The organism is Pedobacter sp. PF22-3, assembly GCF_026239555.1.
GTDB lineage: Bacteria > Bacteroidota > Bacteroidia > Sphingobacteriales > Sphingobacteriaceae > Pedobacter.
This window is the reverse complement of record NZ_JAPIVP010000008.1, coordinates 237,971-256,012: the sequence shown is the minus strand read 5'-3', so window position 1 is coordinate 256,012 and position 18,042 is coordinate 237,971. Positions and strand designations below refer to the sequence as shown.

At 39.5% G+C, this 18,042-nt stretch carries 17 protein-coding genes and 1 riboswitch; of the genes, 4 read left to right on the top strand and 13 right to left on the bottom strand.

What is annotated here, in order from left to right:
• Positions 1–194: 194 nt before the first annotated feature.
• Together OQX63_RS12725 and OQX63_RS12720 are read right to left on the bottom strand one after the other, a co-directional pair.
• The gene (locus OQX63_RS12725) at positions 195–863 is read right to left on the bottom strand and encodes a response regulator (RefSeq protein WP_265851246.1); all 669 of its coding nucleotides are present in this window, start codon (positions 861–863) and stop codon (positions 195–197) included.
• Positions 864–873: 10 nt separating this feature from the next.
• Positions 874–2,541 carry a tetratricopeptide repeat-containing sensor histidine kinase gene (locus tag OQX63_RS12720; protein ID WP_265851245.1) on the bottom strand — a complete coding sequence of 556 codons (1,668 nt, stop codon included), beginning with the start codon at positions 2,539–2,541 and terminating at the stop codon, positions 874–876.
• Between the two features lie 634 nt (positions 2,542–3,175).
• On the opposite strand from OQX63_RS12720, the gene OQX63_RS12715 reads away from it, so the two are divergent.
• Positions 3,176–4,237, top strand: coding sequence for a hypothetical protein (locus OQX63_RS12715; RefSeq protein WP_265851244.1), 1,062 nt, complete (start codon positions 3,176–3,178; stop codon positions 4,235–4,237).
• Positions 4,238–4,323: 86 nt separating this feature from the next.
• Here OQX63_RS12715 and OQX63_RS12710 read toward each other — a convergent pair whose 3' ends face one another.
• From OQX63_RS12710 to thiS, 8 genes are all read right to left on the bottom strand, one after another.
• Positions 4,324–4,875, bottom strand: coding sequence for a hypothetical protein (locus OQX63_RS12710; protein WP_265851243.1), 552 nt, complete (start codon positions 4,873–4,875; stop codon positions 4,324–4,326).
• 271 nt (positions 4,876–5,146) lie between these two features.
• Positions 5,147–6,175, bottom strand: a complete 1,029-nt coding sequence (moeB, locus tag OQX63_RS12705) for a HesA/MoeB/ThiF family protein (protein WP_265851242.1) — start codon at positions 6,173–6,175, stop codon at positions 5,147–5,149.
• Entirely contained in the window at positions 6,175–7,293 is a 1,119-nt protein-coding gene (gene thiH / locus OQX63_RS12700; RefSeq protein ID WP_265851241.1) for a 2-iminoacetate synthase ThiH, read from the bottom strand. Before thiH ends, moeB begins: the two co-directional genes overlap by 1 nt.
• Positions 7,286–8,050, bottom strand: coding sequence for a thiazole synthase (locus OQX63_RS12695; protein ID WP_265851240.1), 765 nt, complete (start codon positions 8,048–8,050; stop codon positions 7,286–7,288). Before OQX63_RS12695 ends, thiH begins: the two co-directional genes overlap by 8 nt.
• A gap of 2 nt (positions 8,051–8,052) precedes the next feature.
• Complete coding sequence (locus tag OQX63_RS12690; protein ID WP_265851239.1) at positions 8,053–8,697, bottom strand: thiamine phosphate synthase; 645 nt, start codon at positions 8,695–8,697, stop codon at positions 8,053–8,055.
• 23 nt (positions 8,698–8,720) lie between these two features.
• Positions 8,721–9,308: a thiamine phosphate synthase gene (locus tag OQX63_RS12685; protein ID WP_265851238.1), complete on the bottom strand. Its 588-nt coding sequence runs from the start codon at positions 9,306–9,308 to the stop codon at positions 8,721–8,723.
• A 6-nt stretch (positions 9,309–9,314) separates the two neighbouring features.
• The gene (gene thiC / locus OQX63_RS12680) at positions 9,315–11,198 is read right to left on the bottom strand and encodes a phosphomethylpyrimidine synthase ThiC (protein ID WP_265851237.1); all 1,884 of its coding nucleotides are present in this window, start codon (positions 11,196–11,198) and stop codon (positions 9,315–9,317) included.
• A gap of 114 nt (positions 11,199–11,312) precedes the next feature.
• Positions 11,313–11,516, bottom strand: a complete 204-nt coding sequence (thiS, locus tag OQX63_RS12675; RefSeq protein ID WP_265851236.1) for a sulfur carrier protein ThiS — start codon at positions 11,514–11,516, stop codon at positions 11,313–11,315.
• A 64-nt stretch (positions 11,517–11,580) separates the two neighbouring features.
• Positions 11,581–11,669: riboswitch (TPP riboswitch) on the bottom strand.
• Positions 11,670–11,966: 297 nt separating this feature from the next.
• Here thiS and OQX63_RS12670 point away from each other — a divergent pair.
• Positions 11,967–13,265 carry a leucine-rich repeat-containing protein kinase family protein gene (locus OQX63_RS12670; RefSeq protein ID WP_265851235.1) on the top strand — a complete coding sequence of 433 codons (1,299 nt, stop codon included), beginning with the start codon at positions 11,967–11,969 and terminating at the stop codon, positions 13,263–13,265.
• Positions 13,266–13,436: 171 nt separating this feature from the next.
• Here OQX63_RS12670 and OQX63_RS12665 read toward each other — a convergent pair whose 3' ends face one another.
• Positions 13,437–14,099: a DUF1349 domain-containing protein gene (locus OQX63_RS12665; protein WP_265851234.1), complete on the bottom strand. Its 663-nt coding sequence runs from the start codon at positions 14,097–14,099 to the stop codon at positions 13,437–13,439.
• Positions 14,100–14,267: 168 nt separating this feature from the next.
• Between OQX63_RS12665 and OQX63_RS12660 the strand changes: the two genes are divergently transcribed.
• A complete protein-coding gene (locus OQX63_RS12660) occupies positions 14,268–14,834 on the top strand; it encodes a Crp/Fnr family transcriptional regulator (RefSeq protein ID WP_265851233.1) in 567 nt (188 codons plus the stop codon).
• A gap of 162 nt (positions 14,835–14,996) precedes the next feature.
• On the opposite strand, the gene OQX63_RS12655 is transcribed toward OQX63_RS12660, so the two are convergent.
• Together OQX63_RS12655 and pepT are read right to left on the bottom strand one after the other, a co-directional pair.
• Entirely contained in the window at positions 14,997–15,863 is an 867-nt protein-coding gene (locus tag OQX63_RS12655; protein ID WP_265851232.1) for an aldose 1-epimerase family protein, read from the bottom strand.
• Positions 15,864–15,975: 112 nt separating this feature from the next.
• Positions 15,976–17,229, bottom strand: a complete 1,254-nt coding sequence (gene pepT, locus OQX63_RS12650) for a peptidase T (RefSeq protein WP_265851231.1) — start codon at positions 17,227–17,229, stop codon at positions 15,976–15,978.
• A 59-nt stretch (positions 17,230–17,288) separates the two neighbouring features.
• Between pepT and OQX63_RS12645 the strand changes: the two genes are divergently transcribed.
• Complete coding sequence (locus tag OQX63_RS12645) at positions 17,289–18,020, top strand: hypothetical protein (protein WP_265851230.1); 732 nt, start codon at positions 17,289–17,291, stop codon at positions 18,018–18,020.
• Positions 18,021–18,042: the final 22 nt, after the last annotated feature.

The window sequence follows — 18,042 nt, the reverse complement described above, 5'->3', positions numbered from 1 at the left end:
ATCTCGCGCATGCGGGAATCTTAATGCAACCTACAAAACCTACCAAGGCATTACGATTATTCATAAGGGTTTGCTTTTTATGTGAGCACTCAGTGGTTCCTTGGCTCACGCTTATAACATTTGCTTCATTTATACGAGAATGTTTTGATGGTTCCTTACAGGAAACAGATAATAATTAAAGTCTTGCCAATATTTTATATTATCTTTCGATCTATACAATAGGCGATCAATTGTGGGTTATTCTGAAAATCAAGGCCTTCTCGCATTTTTTTTAATTGTTTTTCAACACTGCTTAAGCTATTTGGTTCAATGCCCATCTTTTGTAAGTGCTCTTTCATGATTTTCTGAGGCACACCTTCAGCTAGTAATTTCAAAATGGCTATATCCAATTTTTCGAAGTGATATACCTTGTCATTTATTGTTTTTTTGAGGTTGGGTGAGACATGTTTTTTATTAGCAAAAACAGTTTGGATGGCACTTTCTAAATCTTTAACATCGCCGCGTCCTTTTGGCACAAACCCATCTATATTAAAATTTTCAAAAAGAACTTGTGCCTCAGACAGTCTGCCTTCGCTAGAGAATACGATTACTTTTATATCAGGCTGTACTTCTTTTATTGCTTTTATTAATTGTGTACCATTTGTGATTTGTTGCTTGGGAAAATCTTCATTAAAGGATAAATCTGTAATGATGAGTTCGTAAGGGTTGTTTTCGGATTTGGCTTTCTGGATACGGCTTAATGCACTGTCACAATCAAACACGTAGCTCTTTAAATCGTGCTTAATACCTAGTTTTTCCAGTGTCATTTGTATGGAATAATTCATTCCCTGATGATCTTCGGCAATTAATATTTTTTGAAACATAATTTTTTGTTTAATGAATTGGAAAAGAAATAAAAATCCCTAAACCATTTTTGTCCATGGTTTCAAAAGTAATGGTGCCGGAAATATTTTTTATACGGGTTTCCGTATTTGTCAACCCGTTATTATAGGTCATTTTTTGACGTAATCCTATCCCATTATCATGATAATGTACGGATATGATATTCTGTTGTCTTTTGAACTCGATTTTGACGCTCGTGGCGCCACTATGCTTTTTCATATTGTTCATGAGCTCTAATAAAACAATAAAGATTTCTCCTTTAGTTTTTTCCTGAACATTAGCCCAAAGTTCTTCCTCATTATCAATTACCTCTATTAAACGTGTATTAGAAATATAAGCGGAAAATAGATCAGAAAGCTGTTGACTAAATGTTTTGATCTGTCTATTTTCAGTGATTTCATAAGAAATATCTCTTGAGGTGTTATAAATATATTCTAATTGATCGAGTAAGTGGTCTTTGTTTAAATCATCCTTATTCTCCACTTCCGACATTACCCTATAAATTTTATTGGCCACTTTATCATGTACCTTTTTCGAAGTTTGGAGCTGGTTTTCTCGAATAGCGTTTTTAGCTTTTAATTCTATCTTTTGTTTTCTTTTTTTGTACCAGAGTATACCAACGATAACCAACAAAAGAATGCCGATTAAGAGTATAATAATCTGGTATCTTTTACCATCATTATCTTTTTGGAGCACCAGGTTGTCGGCTTTGCTTTTTTCAGTTTCGTAGCGGATTAGTGCGAATTGGTTTTTCGCTGTATTCCGGGCAAACTGAATGCTATCGTTCAGTTTTTGATAGATACTGAAAAAAAACTTGGATTCATTTGTTGGGGTTAACTTTACAAGTTTTTGCAAAGCCTGTAATTGATCATCAGGGCTTTTTATTTTTTTGGCTACACTATACATTTTATGGGTATAGAAAAGTGCCGAATCCGATCGTTTCTCGATATAATAATCCGCAAGATGTGCGTAGCTAGAATTTTGCCCCCACAGATCATCTTTCTTTTCACGGATATTAAGTGCTTTTAAAAATCTAGGTACGGGATTATATTGCGGATTTTGACGCCATCTTGTCAACGACATATTAGTTAATATACGGGGAAAAACAGTACTGTCTTGAGTGAGTTCTTTATTCGTTAATATCTTCTCAAAATAAGATAATGCTTCAGGAAATCTTTTTTGATCTGATAAATTTATCGCAAGGTTACCTATATATATAATTTTGGATTTTTCTTTAATGGCTAGTTTAATCGACTTTAAGTAAAATGTATCTGCTTCTGCGTAGTTGTTAAGCTGATGAGCAACTTTTCCTAAATTATTATAATTTGTTGAAAGGATTTCTCGTTCTGAACTATCGGCAACATTGAGGTATTTAATTGCAGACAATGACATTTCTTGGCTTCCAAAATAATCATTTTGATCGCCACTAATGATTGCCATGTTTATCAGGCATTTGGCAATTCCAATACTATCATTTGTATTCGAAAAATCTTCTCTTGCTTTATTAAAATAAATGAAACTGCTGTCTGGTATACTATGATCAAAGAAGTACCAAGCTTTCTCGTAGTTTGGATTGGTATTGTTAACTTTTTTTTTGGAAATTTCTTTATTGCAGGATAAAAGCAATAATAAGAGAAGAGGCGTTATTAGTTTTTTCAATGCTTTTTTATTTAATCCTCTAATTTAAAAAAAAAGCGGGCAAAATTTACCCGCTTTTTAAATCCATTATCTAGGAGGATTATTTCCTGTATCTCCGCCGGTACCATCACCTGGAGGGGGGGTGTCTGGGTTACCAAGATCACCTGATGTGTCACTATTAGTCGTTACTGTACCACCGTTGTGGCCGCAATTGTTATTTGTATTTGTAGGCGTTGCCAGGCCAAGTAATATGGCAATAAAAAGAGGTAAAAACATTACTCAAAAATTTAAAGTGTGAATACTGCGCAGAGTACCCGCGACACGTCCGCGGGCCTTTCTGCATTTTGGTATTCAGAAGGCCTTCTGAAATTTTTGGGAAGTGTTGAGTGTCTGTCGCGGGAGCTAATAACTGCTTCCCAAACCGGCTACTAACGACCGCGATGTCTACTCGTTTTTAACATTTAGTTCTTTGCTTGGATTATAGTTTGAATCGTTGCTTGAATTAATTGTTGGGACAAATATCCAAGCTTCAAACTGCTAGTTTTCAGATAATTCCAAAGATTCTAAAGAATTCTTTTTAAATTCCAAGGAATTCCGGAAACCCGTAAAGATTCCAAGAATTCCATTTTTACTTTTACATCAAATTTTTTGAAAAATGCCTGAAGATTATCAAGACATAGTATTGGCTGCCTATAAAAAGATGAAGAATAAAGGGAAGCTGCATGAAATTTTGCCTGAAGAAACTACTACCAGATTGAGAAAGGCTTGTTTAAAGGTTTATGACAGCAGAAATAATCCAAATGATATCGATATCCTTTCGACGTTCTTCAAAGTGGACAAAATGAAATGCGATAATTTTCGAAAAGTTATAGATGATTCAGAGCCTGACGACTACAGAGCTCTTTGTAAGCACATCAAAGGTGAAACAGAGACAACAGATGAGAGAAATAGTAATCTTTTAGCATGGTTAATAGATTTGGAACCTAGACCTAGAAGTTCTTACTATTATTCAAGTACTGAAAAAGCACTTAAAATTGGTGGGATACCCATAGATGATCTTTTTCCTCCTCCAACTCCGCCTGATAAGGATACCACAAAGCCCGACCCTAAACAACCTAAGGCACCAGTTTATGTGCCAAAATTTACCCAAGCTTATATCACCATCTCCTGCATCATTCTATTACTTGTTGTTACCGCTTCTTTTGCGTTTTGGGAACGTCGTGCTATAACAGTTCGGAAGGCCAACTCAGATGAGAAATTTATGTACTGGGATGAAGATCACTATGAGCCGATTAAAGATGAAAAACAAAATGTTGGTTCAGCAATAATTCCTTTAAATGTTCAAACGTTAACGAGTCAAAGAAAAATTAATCTGCCCGATACGCTGACAAGCTACTCGATTGGAAAAGTATGGTATAAAGGGCATGGAAAGGATCATGAGTTTTTTACCTATAGCGGTGCGTATCCTCAAGATTTACAAAGAGTATTAAAGCCACTCACTAATAATATTTTAACCAAATATACTTCTAATGACAGGTATATGCTTACCCGTTTAGTATGGTTTATATGTGCCGCTTTTTTTACAGGGCTCTGCGGTTTTGCGGTGAGTAAGCTGGAGAAAGAAGTTAAGCCAGCTATAAAAGAAATAGAAACTGAGACTGAGAAAGAAGAAATACCAGAATTTCACGGCAATGAGCTGCAGGCTACCAATACGTAGCATCTGGGAAAATTGGTAGGGAGTTTTGGACATTAAAATGGTTTAATCCAAGTATTTCACCCTGAATTAAACCATATATTCTTAGTTTATTGTCCCCAGTTTACCTGGATATTATGTTGTTGTGCATAAACTTTGCCTTTTTCCATTAAGGCATTAAAGTTTTGCTCAAAACGAGCGCCGTATTTTTCATCAATGTTTTTAATCATTTCGTCTTTAGCGGCCTGGCTGCCTTTACCATCACACAGTTTAGCGTAAGCAAGATATTCGTTTTTATACACCGGGATAACGAGCTCATATAATTGCTGGGAGAGGGCTTTAATTTCTTTTTCTTCTTCTCCCGAAGCCGAAAGTTTTTTCACTTTATCCAGCGATTGCTCCAGGTATAATATTTTATTGTTAACGCTGGTGGCAGCTTCGTTGCCTTTCTTTTTACTGGATGGAATATCAGGGTATTCTTTTGATTCATCGTCGATATGACCGGCTAGATCTGCAGTGGCAAAATTATTGATCATGTTGGTGTTCAGGATGGCGATGTCGAAGAAACGTTCAGGCGTTTCTGAGCATGAGGAGAAAAAAAGTGTAAAGCCGATTAAAAAAGCGAATCTTGATTTTTGGGATAGTGCTTGTAATTTGTTCATGATCTAAATGGGTTTTCCTTATGAAATTTAAGCATCGGTAGGAACAAAGATTGAGCCGTTTTTGGGTTTTTACCATATAAGAAATATAAGATCATTTAAGTGCAGTCGAGAGTTGGGGTTTGGAGTTGGTTTACAAAAGATGTTTTCACCATTAAGAGGTTAAGAATATTAAGATAATTATCTAGCTTGGTATTCTCTTCACTTAGCTTTAGGCGCAACGCATATTAACCGATTAACCTTGCCAGGTAATCATTAATGACCAATAAACAACTTAACTAACACCTCCTTTCAAACTATACACTTTGCCATCATAAACACCCCTTAGCAACTGCACCGCCATTTTGCTCCTTTGCCCGGTTTGGCAATAGCACACCACTTTTTTGTTTTTGGGAATATAATCGAGCGAATTAGTTAATTCGTAAAGGGATATATTTACCCCGCCAATATTGTCTTCTTCATGTTCGTAATCTTCTCGTACATCGATCAGGAAAATTTCGTCAGGACATTCCGAAAGCCATTGATCCAAAATTGTCTTATCAATTTCGTTTATGGTTTTAGCTTCGGTTTTGATTGTTGCGGTCTTTTTTTCGGGTGCAATTTTGAATACAGATACGATATTGTTCAGCGCATCAATGGTCATTAATTTTCCTGAAAGGGTTTCGCCGATGCCACAGATCAGTTTGATCACTTCATTGGCCATGTATAAACCAATTATTCCGGGCAGGATGCCGATGACACCACCTTCCACACAGTTGATGTTCTCCATCGGCGATGCAGGATAAAGATCTCTGTAACTTGGGCCACCATTGTGGTTAAATACAGCAACCTGACCTTCAAACTGTAAAATAGAGCCAAAAATGAGTGTTTTTCCTAAACTTACACAGGTGTCGTTCACCAAATAACGGGTTGTAAAATTATCCGAACAATCAACTATCAAATCATAATCACGGCAAATGGATGTTGCGTGATCAGGTGTAAAACGTTCGTGATAAGCCCTGAAACCTACATGCGGATTAAGCAGTTCAAGTTTCGCTGCGGCGGTTTTTGATTTGGATAAGCCGATATCGGTATGGTTATACAAAATCTGACGGTGCAGGTTGCTTAACTCCACCAGGTCATCATCTACAATTCCGATTGTTCCGATGCCGGCTGCAGCCAAATATTGCAATACGGGGCAGCCTAAACCGCCGGCACCAATAACCAATACTTTGGCGGCTTTCAGTTTTTCCTGCCCGTCCAGGCCGAGTTCAGGCAAGATCATTTGCCGGTTGTAGCGGTTTAATTCTGCTTTAGTTAACATTATTGATGGATTAAACTCCTGTCCCAATCTTTCCAGATGGGTTCGTAACCTTGTTTTCTGATCATGGCGGCAATCTCCTGTGGCGAACGTTCATCAGATATTTCAAACTGCTCCAACGATTGTGGCGCTACTTCGTAACCGCCTGGATTGGTTTTAGAACCCGCACTAATGGCCGTGATCCCCAGTTTAATAATATGGTTCCTGAAAGTCTCCGTTTCGCGGGTAGAGATAGATAGCTCTACTTCGCTGTTAAATAGACGGTAGGCACAGATCAGCTGTACCAATTCCTTATCATTCATCACTACCTTAGGTTCCAGACCGCCACTAAATGGGCGTAATCTTGGAAAGGAGATACTGAATTTACTTTGCCAATACTGTTTTTCGAGGTAGGATAGATGTAGGGCCGTAAAAAATGAATCAGTTCTCCAGTCTTCCAGTCCGATGAGTACGCCAAGCCCCATTTTATGGATACCAGCTTGCCCCAGCCGGTCGGGGGTTTCTAAGCGGTATAAAAAGTTAGCTTTTTTACCTTTGGGGTGGTGTTTGCGATAATCGTCCTGATGGTACGTTTCCTGGTAAACCAGTACCGTATTTAAGCCATGTGGAATAAGTGTTTCATAATCTTCCACATCTAAAGGCTGTACCTCCATGGCTATATGGGCAAAATGCGGGCTGATCAGATCCAGTACTTTTTTAAAATAATCGGTATGCACCGTTTGATTGGCTTCGCCCGTTACTAAAAGCACATGTTCGTAACCCATGCCTTTAATTACGGCCACTTCCTGCATAATTTCTATTGGGTTGAGCGTTCTGCGCCGCACTTTATTATCGTAACTGAAGCCACAATAGGTACAGATGTTGTTGCATTCATTAGAAAGGTAAAGTGGAATATACATTTGGATGGTTCGGCCAAATCTGTCTAAGGTTAAGCGCTGGCTAATCTGCGCCATATCTTCGAGATAGGGCAATGCCGCTGGGGAGATCAATGCTTTAAAATCTTCCAGCGTTCGTTGCTGATTGTTTAAAGCGCTTTCTACATCGGCAGCGGTTTTGTCGTAAATACTGGCTTTGGTATCGTCCCAACTGTGGGATTCGAATACCCTGTTAAAACTACTCATCAAGAAATGTGGTTAGTGGACTGCTTGCTGCGGCAGCATGTTGCTGGCTGCCCAGTTTAGATTCGAAGGCCATTCTTCCGGATTCAACAGCCAGTTTAAATGCTATGGCCATATTAGTCGGGTTTTTGGCAATGGCAATCGCAGTATTCACCAAAACGGCATCGGCCCCTATTTCCATGGCTTTGGCCGCATCGGATGGTGCACCAATACCTGCATCGATAATTACAGGCACCCTGCTCTGGCTGATGATAATCTCTAAAAAATCGATGGTTCTTAAACCTTTATTACTGCCAATTGGCGATCCTAATGGCATTACAGCTGCGGTTCCCACATCTTCTAACCGCTTGCATAAAACAGGATCGGCGTGGATGTAAGGCAATACCACAAAACCAAGTTTAACCAGTTCTGCTGTTGCTTTTAACGTTTCGATCGGATCAGGCATAAGGTATTTGGGATCCGGATGGATTTCCAGCTTGATCCAGTTGGTTTCTAAAGCTTCGCGTGCCAATTGAGCGGCAAAAACGGCCTCTTTTGCATTACGCACCCCTGAAGTATTGGGCAATAAGTTAATATGCGGATGTTGAAGGTGCTGGAGGATATCGTCATCTTTGCCTTTTAAATCAACACGTTTAAGGGCTAAGGTCACGAGTTCGGAGGCCGAGGCGATTAAGACATTTTCCATCTCTCTGGCAGAAGAAAATTTTCCTGTACCGGTAAAAAGGCGTGAGCTAAAGGTTTGATCTGCAATGGTTAACATATTTATGATTTTAAAGCGAATGCATGATGAATTTTACTATTGATTTCTGCTAACACGAATGAAGTTTGGATTTGATTGGTGAGTGCTGCTGAGAGGGCAATTCCGTAAATTCCGGTTTCAAGTATAGCCGGAATATCAGCTGCTTCAATACCGCCAATGGCAATAATGGGGGTACTGATTCCAGCTTTCCTTACTTTTTCCATTAACGTCTGGTAACCTTCCAAACCTACAATGGGACTAAGGTTTTCCTTGGTTCTGGTAAACCGGAAAGGGCCAAGGCCAATGTAATCTGCTCCTTCGGCTACCCTTTGCCGGATATGTTCGAAAGTATTCGCGGTACCGCCGATGATCTGGTGTTTGCCGATAATTTTTCTGGCTTCGGAAATTGGCATATCCTGCAGGCCTAAATGCACGCCATAACTATTTACGGCTTTTGCCAGATGCGGATAATCATTTATGATCAGTTTGGCACCATAATTTTCGCATAAGGCCTGTGCTGCTTTTGCGAAAGGCAGGATCTCGGTTTCGGCCTGGTGTTTGATGCGGAGCTGGATCCACTTTCCGCCAGCTTGAAGTACTGCTTCAATGGCATCGATATGAGTGCCTGTTTTAGGGGCTTGCGAGATATATTGTAGGGGCGCTATCATATTGCTATGGTTAAATTTTAGGGTTAAGCCTGGCATTTGGCCTGGGCTTTTTTAAAAATAGTTAGTGCCTGTGAAGGATCGCTCCAGATACTGCCCAGTAGGGCAATACCATCGAAATTCATCCTTTTAACCTTATCTATTTCGGCTAAACCGATGCCGCCAAGGGCAATAATTTTTGGCATGCCTTGCTGTTTTTCCAGGCGGAAGTCGGGTGGAATAACGCCTTTATAACCGGGTTTAGAAAAGCTATTGAATACAGGGCTAAAGAAACTATAATCATATTGATGAATCTGTTGCAGATCTGCCAGTTGATGAAGAGAGGTGCTCAAAACCTTATCTGCTGGCCATATCTCATTATCTCTTTCTTTTCTGAAACTTTCGGTATGGTGGATTCTTTTCATATGGTAATCGTTAGCCAATACATGGAAATGATGTAAGGCAATGCGTGGATGGTATTCGGGTAAAATACCATCCATAAATTTACGGTGTGCAGACTCGTCTGCCGCTGGTTTACGCAAATGGAAAACGCTTAAACCGGCTTCGAAAAGCTGGTTGACGAGATGGCATTCTGCTTTAAAAAAGGTGGGCCTGGCGATCACAATCAGTTCCATAATGGCTTAGGAATAAATTTCACTTCCGTTTTTAGTAAATTCTTTTGATTTTTCCTGCATGCCTTTCGCTAAAGCTTCATCTGCTTCTACACCCTGTTGTGCAGCATACTCACGTACATCCTGGGTAATTTTCATCGAGCAGAAATTCGGCCCGCACATGGAGCAGAAATGGGCAATCTTAGCGCCATCTGCCGGCAGGGTTTCGTCATGAAACTCTTTTGCTGTATCCGGATCAAGCGAGAGATTAAACTGGTCTTCCCATCTAAACTCGAACCTTGCTTTACTTAAAGCATTATCCCGGTATTGTGCACCAGGGTGTCCTTTGGCCAGATCGGCCGCATGAGCCGCAATTTTATAGGTTATTACACCATCTTTAACGTCTTTTTTGTTTGGCAGGCCCAAATGTTCTTTAGGGGTAACATAACAGAGCATGGCTGTTCCGTACCAGCCGATCATGGCAGCGCCGATAGCCGAAGTAATATGGTCGTAACCCGGTGCAATATCGGTAGTTAATGGGCCCAAAGTATAGAATGGTGCTTCTGCGCAATGTTCCAGCTGTTTTTCCATATTGGCTTTAATCAGGTGCATGGGCACATGACCAGGCCCTTCGATAATGGTTTGTACATCATGTTTCCACGCAATTTTGGTTAGTTCGCCAAGAGTTTCAAGTTCCGAAAACTGTGCGGCATCGTTTGCATCTGCTATACAGCCCGGTCTTAAACCATCGCCTAAAGAAAAAGCCACATCATAAGCTTTCATAATTTCACAAATCTCTTCAAAATGAGTATAAAGGAAATTTTCTTTATGGTGGGCCAGGCACCATTTGGCCATGATCGATCCGCCACGCGAAACAATACCGGTAATTCTTTTGGCTGTTAAAGGCACATAACGAAGCAGCACACCCGCGTGGATGGTAAAATAATCTACCCCCTGCTCGGCCTGCTCAATTAAAGTATCGCGGAAAATTTCCCAGGTCAGGTCTTCCGCTTTTCCATTTACTTTTTCAAGGGCCTGATAGATGGGAACGGTACCAATGGGCACTGGCGAATTGCGGATAATCCACTCGCGGGTTTCATGAATGTTTTTTCCAGTAGAAAGGTCCATAATGGTATCGGCACCCCAACGGCAGGCCCATACCGCTTTTTCTACTTCTTCTTCGATGGTAGAAGTAACCGCTGAATTACCAATATTGGCATTGATTTTCACGAGGAAATTGCGACCGATAATCATCGGTTCGAGTTCAGGGTGGTTAATGTTGCAAGGAATTACTGCACGTCCGGCTGCTACTTCATCTCTAACAAATTCTGGTGTAATATATCCTCTTGGGGTATTGGCACCAAAACTATTGCCTTTATGCTGGTGGTTCATTACCTCATGCTGCCCACCCAATTGCGCATTCAGCAGTTCGATCTGTTGGTTTTCCCTAATGGCAATGTATTCCATTTCGGCGGTAATGATTCCCTTTTTGGCATAATGCATTTGCGATACATTGGCGCCAGCTTTCGCCTTGTATGGTTTTTTGATAAAATTAAAGCGTAAGGCATCCAGTTTTTCATCGGCTAGGCGTTGTTGCCCGTAAACAGAAGATAATTGAGGAAGTTCTTCTACATCAAGCCTGTCTTTAATCCATTGTTCCCTTAATCGCGGAAGTCCTTTCCTTACATCAATATCAGCATCTGGATCGGTGTAAGGACCACTGGTATCGTAAACTGTTACAGGCGGATTCGGCTCGGTTAAACCAAAGCCATTGTGGATTTTGGTTTCCATTAAGCTGATTTCACGCATGGCCACCTGGATATTGTGGATGTTGCCGGGTACAAATATTTTGCGTGAGGCTGGAAATGGACTGCGGCTGATGACTTCCTGATTTGGTGTTTTTTCTGTTTTCATTTTGAAATGTTTGAAGGAGAGAATGAGTGATTGAGTGAAGGGGAAATGAAGGAATGAGTGATTGAATGAATTTTTGAATGTAAGTATCCCCATCCCATCATTCAATCCTTCTATTTACCCCCCTTGAGTGGCTTTAATGAGTATAACCTGATCGCCCGGGCTCAGCACATATGTGTCCCAAGCAGATTTGGAAATGATGGTTTGGTTAACCGCTATGGCCAGGCCATTTGTTTCTGCTGAAATGACGGCAGCCAGCATCTGTTCGATAGAACAAGACTCGTTAAGTTGGTAGTTTTGATTGTTTATAGTTACTTCCATATTTAAAAAATTTGGAAAAACTGTAGAGATTGCCCCAAAATGGAGATCGAAAAGACAGCAATATAATATTGCTTTCACTTTTCCCTTCGGCAGTACTAACTGCATCAGGTTCAAAGGGTATTTCTCAGCACGTAGGCACCCCTAAAGTTTTTTGTAAATATATGCGATTAAATTTTTAATGCAAATAAAAAATGATATAGATAAAATCTATATCTCAAATCAATAACATAGTTTATCACTGTATTAGAATTTTTATCTTTCTGAAACGTAGGAAGAGCATTCGAGATAAACTTAACTGAAAGATAAAGATCCTTAGTGATACTCAGGATTGACAATTGAGGGAATTGGAAGCCTAAATTTTCGCTTAGCAACGTTATCACTCCTGCTTCTGCCAGAAACTCCAAGCCAAATCCCTTATCTTCGTCTCCGATTATTAAACCCAGTACATCTATGCAAAGCCTGTTAGCACTACAAAGCGGACAACTTAAAGGATCGGTATCGTTAAAACTTTCCGAAAATTTAACAGAATTCCCTATAGAAATATTCGATTTGGCCGATACATTGGAAGTACTGGATCTTTCTTTTAATAAGCTGAGCACTTTGCCTGCAGATTTTGGCCGTTTAAAGAAACTGAAGATTTTCTTTTGCTCTGAGAACCTTTTTACTGTTATGCCTGAGCAATTAGCCGACTGCCCTTTGCTTGATATTGTGGGTTTTAAATCCAACCTGATCACATCCGTGCCTGCTAAATCGCTAAATACTAATCTCCGATGGCTGATTTTAACCAATAACAACGTTGCCGAATTACCCAAAGAAATTGGTCTGTGTACGCGGTTGCAAAAGCTGATGTTATCGGGTAACCGTTTATCAACACTGCCTGAAGAATTGAGCAATTGCCAGCATTTGAGTTTATTGCGCATTGCCGCAAATAAATTGCATGAATTGCCACAGTGGATTACACAACTGCCTAAACTATCCTGGATTGCATTTTCGGGGAATAATTTTAGCAAAACACCTGCTGTTGAAACACTTTCATTGATCAACTGGCACGATTTAGAGATTAGCCATTTGTTGGGTGAGGGTGCATCTGGCGTCATTTCTAAAGCCAATAGAACCATTGGCGATGAAACCCAGGAGGTAGCGGTTAAAATATTTAAAGGAAATGTTACCAGCGATGGCTTGCCTGAAGATGAAATGACAGCCTACATTGCTGCAGGTTACCACCCCGGTTTGGTTAACCTCATCGGGCAGATTGCACACCATCCTGATGAAAAAAAGGGATTGGTGATGGATCTGATTCCCCTTCATTTTTACAATCTTGGCAATCCACCAAGTTTAGAAAGCTGTACCAGGGATGTTTTTCCTCCAGATAGAAAACTTTCCGAAAAACAGATTATTGGCATTGCCAAAACCATTGCATCACTATCAGCTCAATTACATGAGGCCGGCATTATGCATGGCGATTTATATGCACACAATACCTTGGTTGATGATGAAGGCAGTACGTTGTTCGGCGATTTTGGTGCAGCAAGTTTTTACGATAATACCGCTAAAACGGCTGCTGCGTTGGAGCGGATTGAAGTAAGTGCCTATGGTTACCTCCTGGATGATTTACTTTCTTTAAAAGACGAAGGGGTAAGTGAAGAAGTTTATAAAAGCATCAGCCAACTTAGGGATTTCTGTTTGGATACGATAGCTTTGAAAAGACCTGGCTTTAAGGATTTAGTTGAGGCATTGGCTGGAATTTAGTGATAATCGCTGTCCTTGAAATTAGCTATTATGGAGTGGTTCCAATAGAAAAATCGTCATCTCGATCCGATCGCTATCGGATGGAGCGAAGTAAAATGGAGAGATCTTTTAATTATGTTAAAAGATCTCTTCACTACGCTCTAAATGATGACCACATTATTAAAAACCAGATCAATTCTGTTGTTTTTTTGCCCAATCCAGCCTGCGCTGATCAGGTGTGGTTGTAACCTTAAAATTCTCAAAGGTGGCGTTAAAGCCTTTACCATCCGGACAGGCGGCTACCAAACCCACCATTACAGGTGCATTATCTTTAAAATAACAGGTGCGCAGCATGGTATATTTTTTATCGTCAAATGAATAGAAAATCTCAACGGCATCCAGTTTCCTAACCGCTTTCATCCAGATGGATGCCGGTGCTTTTTCCAGTTCTACCACACTCCAATCGCTGGTTTTATGCGTTACCACCGCACTTACGTTCTGCTTCCCATTTACAAATTCAACACCAGCTTTAATCCATTCCTCCTCGTTAATGCGGAGCATCAGTCCCATCTGATCAAATGTGGTTACGTAATTTCCTGTAATTTTCACTTTTACCTCGAATTCGCCACCGTAAGTAGCATAATAAAAAGGCGCATCATCAACTGTAAAACCATAATGCGATATCCTCCAATAATCGGTTTTGGCAGGTACAAACATGCTAAAAGTATTTTTATCCTTAATTTCCCATTTTTCAGGTTCGTTAAACCAGTTCATTTTGGTTAAACTCTGGGCATAGGTTTTTATACTCAATAAAGACAATAGTATCGCAATGGTGGCAAGTGATTTAAGTTTCATTTGTGTGTTTTGTATGTTGTGTGCTGCAAACATAATGTAGGGAAAATTTTTAGTAAAGGACATACATCACTATTTTAGTGTGATGATTATCACGCAAATATTTGGTCAAAGCAAGTCTATCAGGTTTAAAAATCTTGAATAAATAGTACATTTGTTTGCATCAGAAACATGGAATTAGATTTTTTAAGAGCGCACATCCATCAGATCGTTTGTTTAACAGATGAAGAATTTGAGCATGCTGCATCTTTTTTTACCAGGCGGAAATACAAAAAGCACCAGTATATTATCCAGGCAGGTGATACGGCCAGTCAGGAACATTTTGTATTAAAGGGCATTGTAAAATCTTCTTATACCGACCATGAAGGAAAAGAATATATTTTGCAGCTGGCCATGGAAGAATGGTGGTTTTCTGATCCAAATGCTTTCAATACCGGCATGCCTGCCACTTTAAATGTAGATTGTATAGAAGATACCGAAACACTTTCTATCTCTTTTGAAAATAAGGAAAAGCTCTGCGCTTCCTCTCGCAAAATGGAGTATTTTTTCAGAAAAAAGTATACAACTGGCAACATGGCTTTGCAAAAACGCGTATTGGCTTTACTCAGCAACAATGCCGGCGAGCGTTACAAGCAATGGCAGAACCAATATCCAACTTTACAGAAAAGAATCCCTAAAACCCTTATTGCATCTTATCTCGGGGTAACCAGGGAAACTTTGAGTAGGTTATCTTTATGATTAACAAGTGGTTACCTTATTTATTAAATTGATTAGCGACCAAATATGATCATATTTGAACTATTTTTGAAAGATGAAGTGCTCCAATGTTTGGTCAGAAATATTAATACCGATTATTTTTTTTTATCGTTTAAAAGAATATTTCCTGGAATCGGAACCACTTTAAAAACACTCCACTTCCCAAAACCGCGACCAGTTTTTGCCTGCATCAAGTTTTATTATACCCTCTTTGTGTGATAACTCCTGGTTGTGGTTAACACTATCAGCGACTCCGCACCAAGGTTCTAAACACACAAACGGCGCATCGATTGCCGCCCATATTCCAAAGAATGGAAAATCTTCAAAATGGAAATGCAGGCCATAATCATTTTTAGTGTTCAATAAACTAATGCAGTTGCTTTGCAGGTTTTTAAAAACCAGCGCGTCGTTATAAAACAGTTCATGAGTAAGCTTCAGCTGATGTGCCTTAAGCTCAATATTTTTGGTTTCGTCGGCCACCAGACCATCTTCCAGTTTCCAGAAGGTTAATTTTTCGTCAGCATTAAAGGCCAGGTAATAATCTTCGTAAACAGTATCTGGCGTATTGGGTACTGCAAATGCCGGATGTGCACCAATAGAGAATAGAAGCTCGCTCGTACCAGTGTTTCTTACCTCGTAAGTTAAATTTAACTTTCTGTCTATTAATTGATACCTCAGTTTCAACTCAAAATAGAAAGGATATACTTTTAAAGTATCTTCGCTTTGAGTTAAGGTAAAAAGCCCCTCGCTTTCACTTATTTTTTCGAAATTAAAAACATGATCCCGGGCAAAACCATGACGGGGTAGTTCGTAATTTTTACCCTGGTAAATAAAACTGTTGTTTTTTAATGAGCCAACAATGGGAAATAATACCGGGCTATGTTTTGCCCAATACTTTGGGTTGGCATTCCATACATATTCAATCTTGGTTTCTTTACTAAATAAACCTTGAAGTTCTGCGCCTTTAGCCGCCAGGCTAACTTTTATATAATCGTTTTCGAGAGTTATCATTACAAGTTAAAATTAGCAAAATTTGTGCTTTGAAGTTATCTTTTTTAAATAAGGGGGAAATCATTAGACTGAATTAGCTCAAGACTTGAGATTTAAAACCTGTAACTTCAGACTAACCACGCTCCTCCCAGATACAAGCAATATTTATAATGGTTTGTACCGCTTTTTCCATATCCTGTACGCTTACCCATTCTTGTTTGCTATGAAAGGCATGTTCTCCGGCAAAAATGTTAGGACATGGTAAACCCATATAAGAAAGTCGCGAGCCATCGGTTCCACCACGGATACTTTGTTGTTTAGGTACTACGCCAGCTCTTTCAATGGCCTCAATACCATATTGTACAATTTTAGGATGCTGATCTAAAACCTGTTTCATGTTGCGGTATTGTGCTTTAATATTAAGCTTGTAAGTAGATTTTGGGTAGCCGGTCATTATCTTTTTTACCGTTTCTTCCAAAAACTGACCATGTGCAGCTAATTTCTCATCGGTAAAATCCCTGATGATAAATTGTGCTTCTGCTTCTTCTACCTGTCCGTTTATACTTACCGGATGGATAAATCCTTCTTTTTGGTGTGTAGCCTCTGGCGTAAGGGTGTCTTTTGGCAGTGCATCTAAAATTTCGGCGAGGATCTTAATTGCACTTTCCATCTTTCCTTTTGCAAAGCCGGGATGCGTACTCACGCCATAAATTTTAAGGGTGGCCCCATCCGCAGAAAAAGTTTCATCTTCAATAGAGCCGAGTGTTTCCCCGTCAATGGTATAACCAAAATCGGCTCCTAACTTCTTTAAATCAGCTTTGTCTACACCCCTGCCTATTTCTTCATCAGGCGTAAAAAGAAGTTTGATGGTTCCATGTTTTACCTCGGGATTTTTCATTAAAAAGGTAGCCGCTTCCATAATTTCAGCTAACCCGGCCTTATTATCGGCCCCCAATAAAGTTGTTCCGCTTGCGGTAATAATATCGTTGCCAATCTGATGTTTTAGGTCTTTGTGCTCGGAAAGTTTGATTACAATATGGTGGTCGTCTGGCAGAATCAAGTCTTGTCCTTGATAATTATCATGAATAATCGGTTTAACATTTTCACCGCTACAATCAGGCGAGGTATCCATGTGCGAACAGAAGAAAATCACGGGTATCTGCTTGTTTGTATTTGATGGGATGGTAGCGTACACATAACCATTGTCATCCATTTCAGCTTCTGAAATGCCTGTTTCTAACAATTCCTGAACCAATACCTTACCTAAGTTCTTTTGTTTTGGGGTTGACGGGCAGGTAGGAGAGCTCGGATCGGATTGGGTATCAATTTTAGCATATTTTATAAACCGCTGCTCAAGAGATTTATTAAAGTTGGTATATGTGATCATAATTCAAAGGTAAAAGTTATATATATTGGATAATCATTTTATTTTTGTAAAAAAATGATATGATTTTTAATTTGCTTAAAGCTGCTTATCTAACTCTTCTGCTTGTCTTTACAGGAAGTTTTTGTTTTGCCCAATCCAATTATTTTAATATGTCGCTCGGCTTTGGAGGAGGAATAAACAATTCTTACACCGATGTAAAAGAAGGAAGTTTTGGATATACAACTTATGGCACATTCGATTTTCATATCACTCCATTTGTAACCCTCGGTTTAGAGGGGCAGTACGGTAGGATTCAAGGAGGAGACATAGAAACAGATCCTAATAACCGTCAGTTTGTAAATAAATATACAGCGCTTAGCGCCAATGTAAAATTGATGCTTGGCCAGGTAGTAGACTATTATCAAAGTGAATTTTTATATAACATCAGAGGTTTGTATGTAGGCCTTGGCATAGGTGTAGTCAATAATAATATTACTGATATCGTAAGGTATAAACCGAGCTGGGCCGCTTCTAATCCAGGTTATGGGCCATTTCCGGGCGAAGATAAGAGCTTGAACCTATTGGTGCCCTTAAACCTGGGTTTTAACTATTATATTAATGACGGCTACGGTTATATGCGATATATCATCAATTTCAATGCGCAATCGACCTTTACTTTTGGCGAAGGGCTTGATGGCTATAACGATTTGAATACCAAATTTAAAAACTTCTCACCCGATGTTTATAATACCTATACCATAGGTTTTAAGTACATGTTGGGTAATATTAAAACTTATCGTAAAACACTTTAATAACCGTATTTCGTTTTTTAGC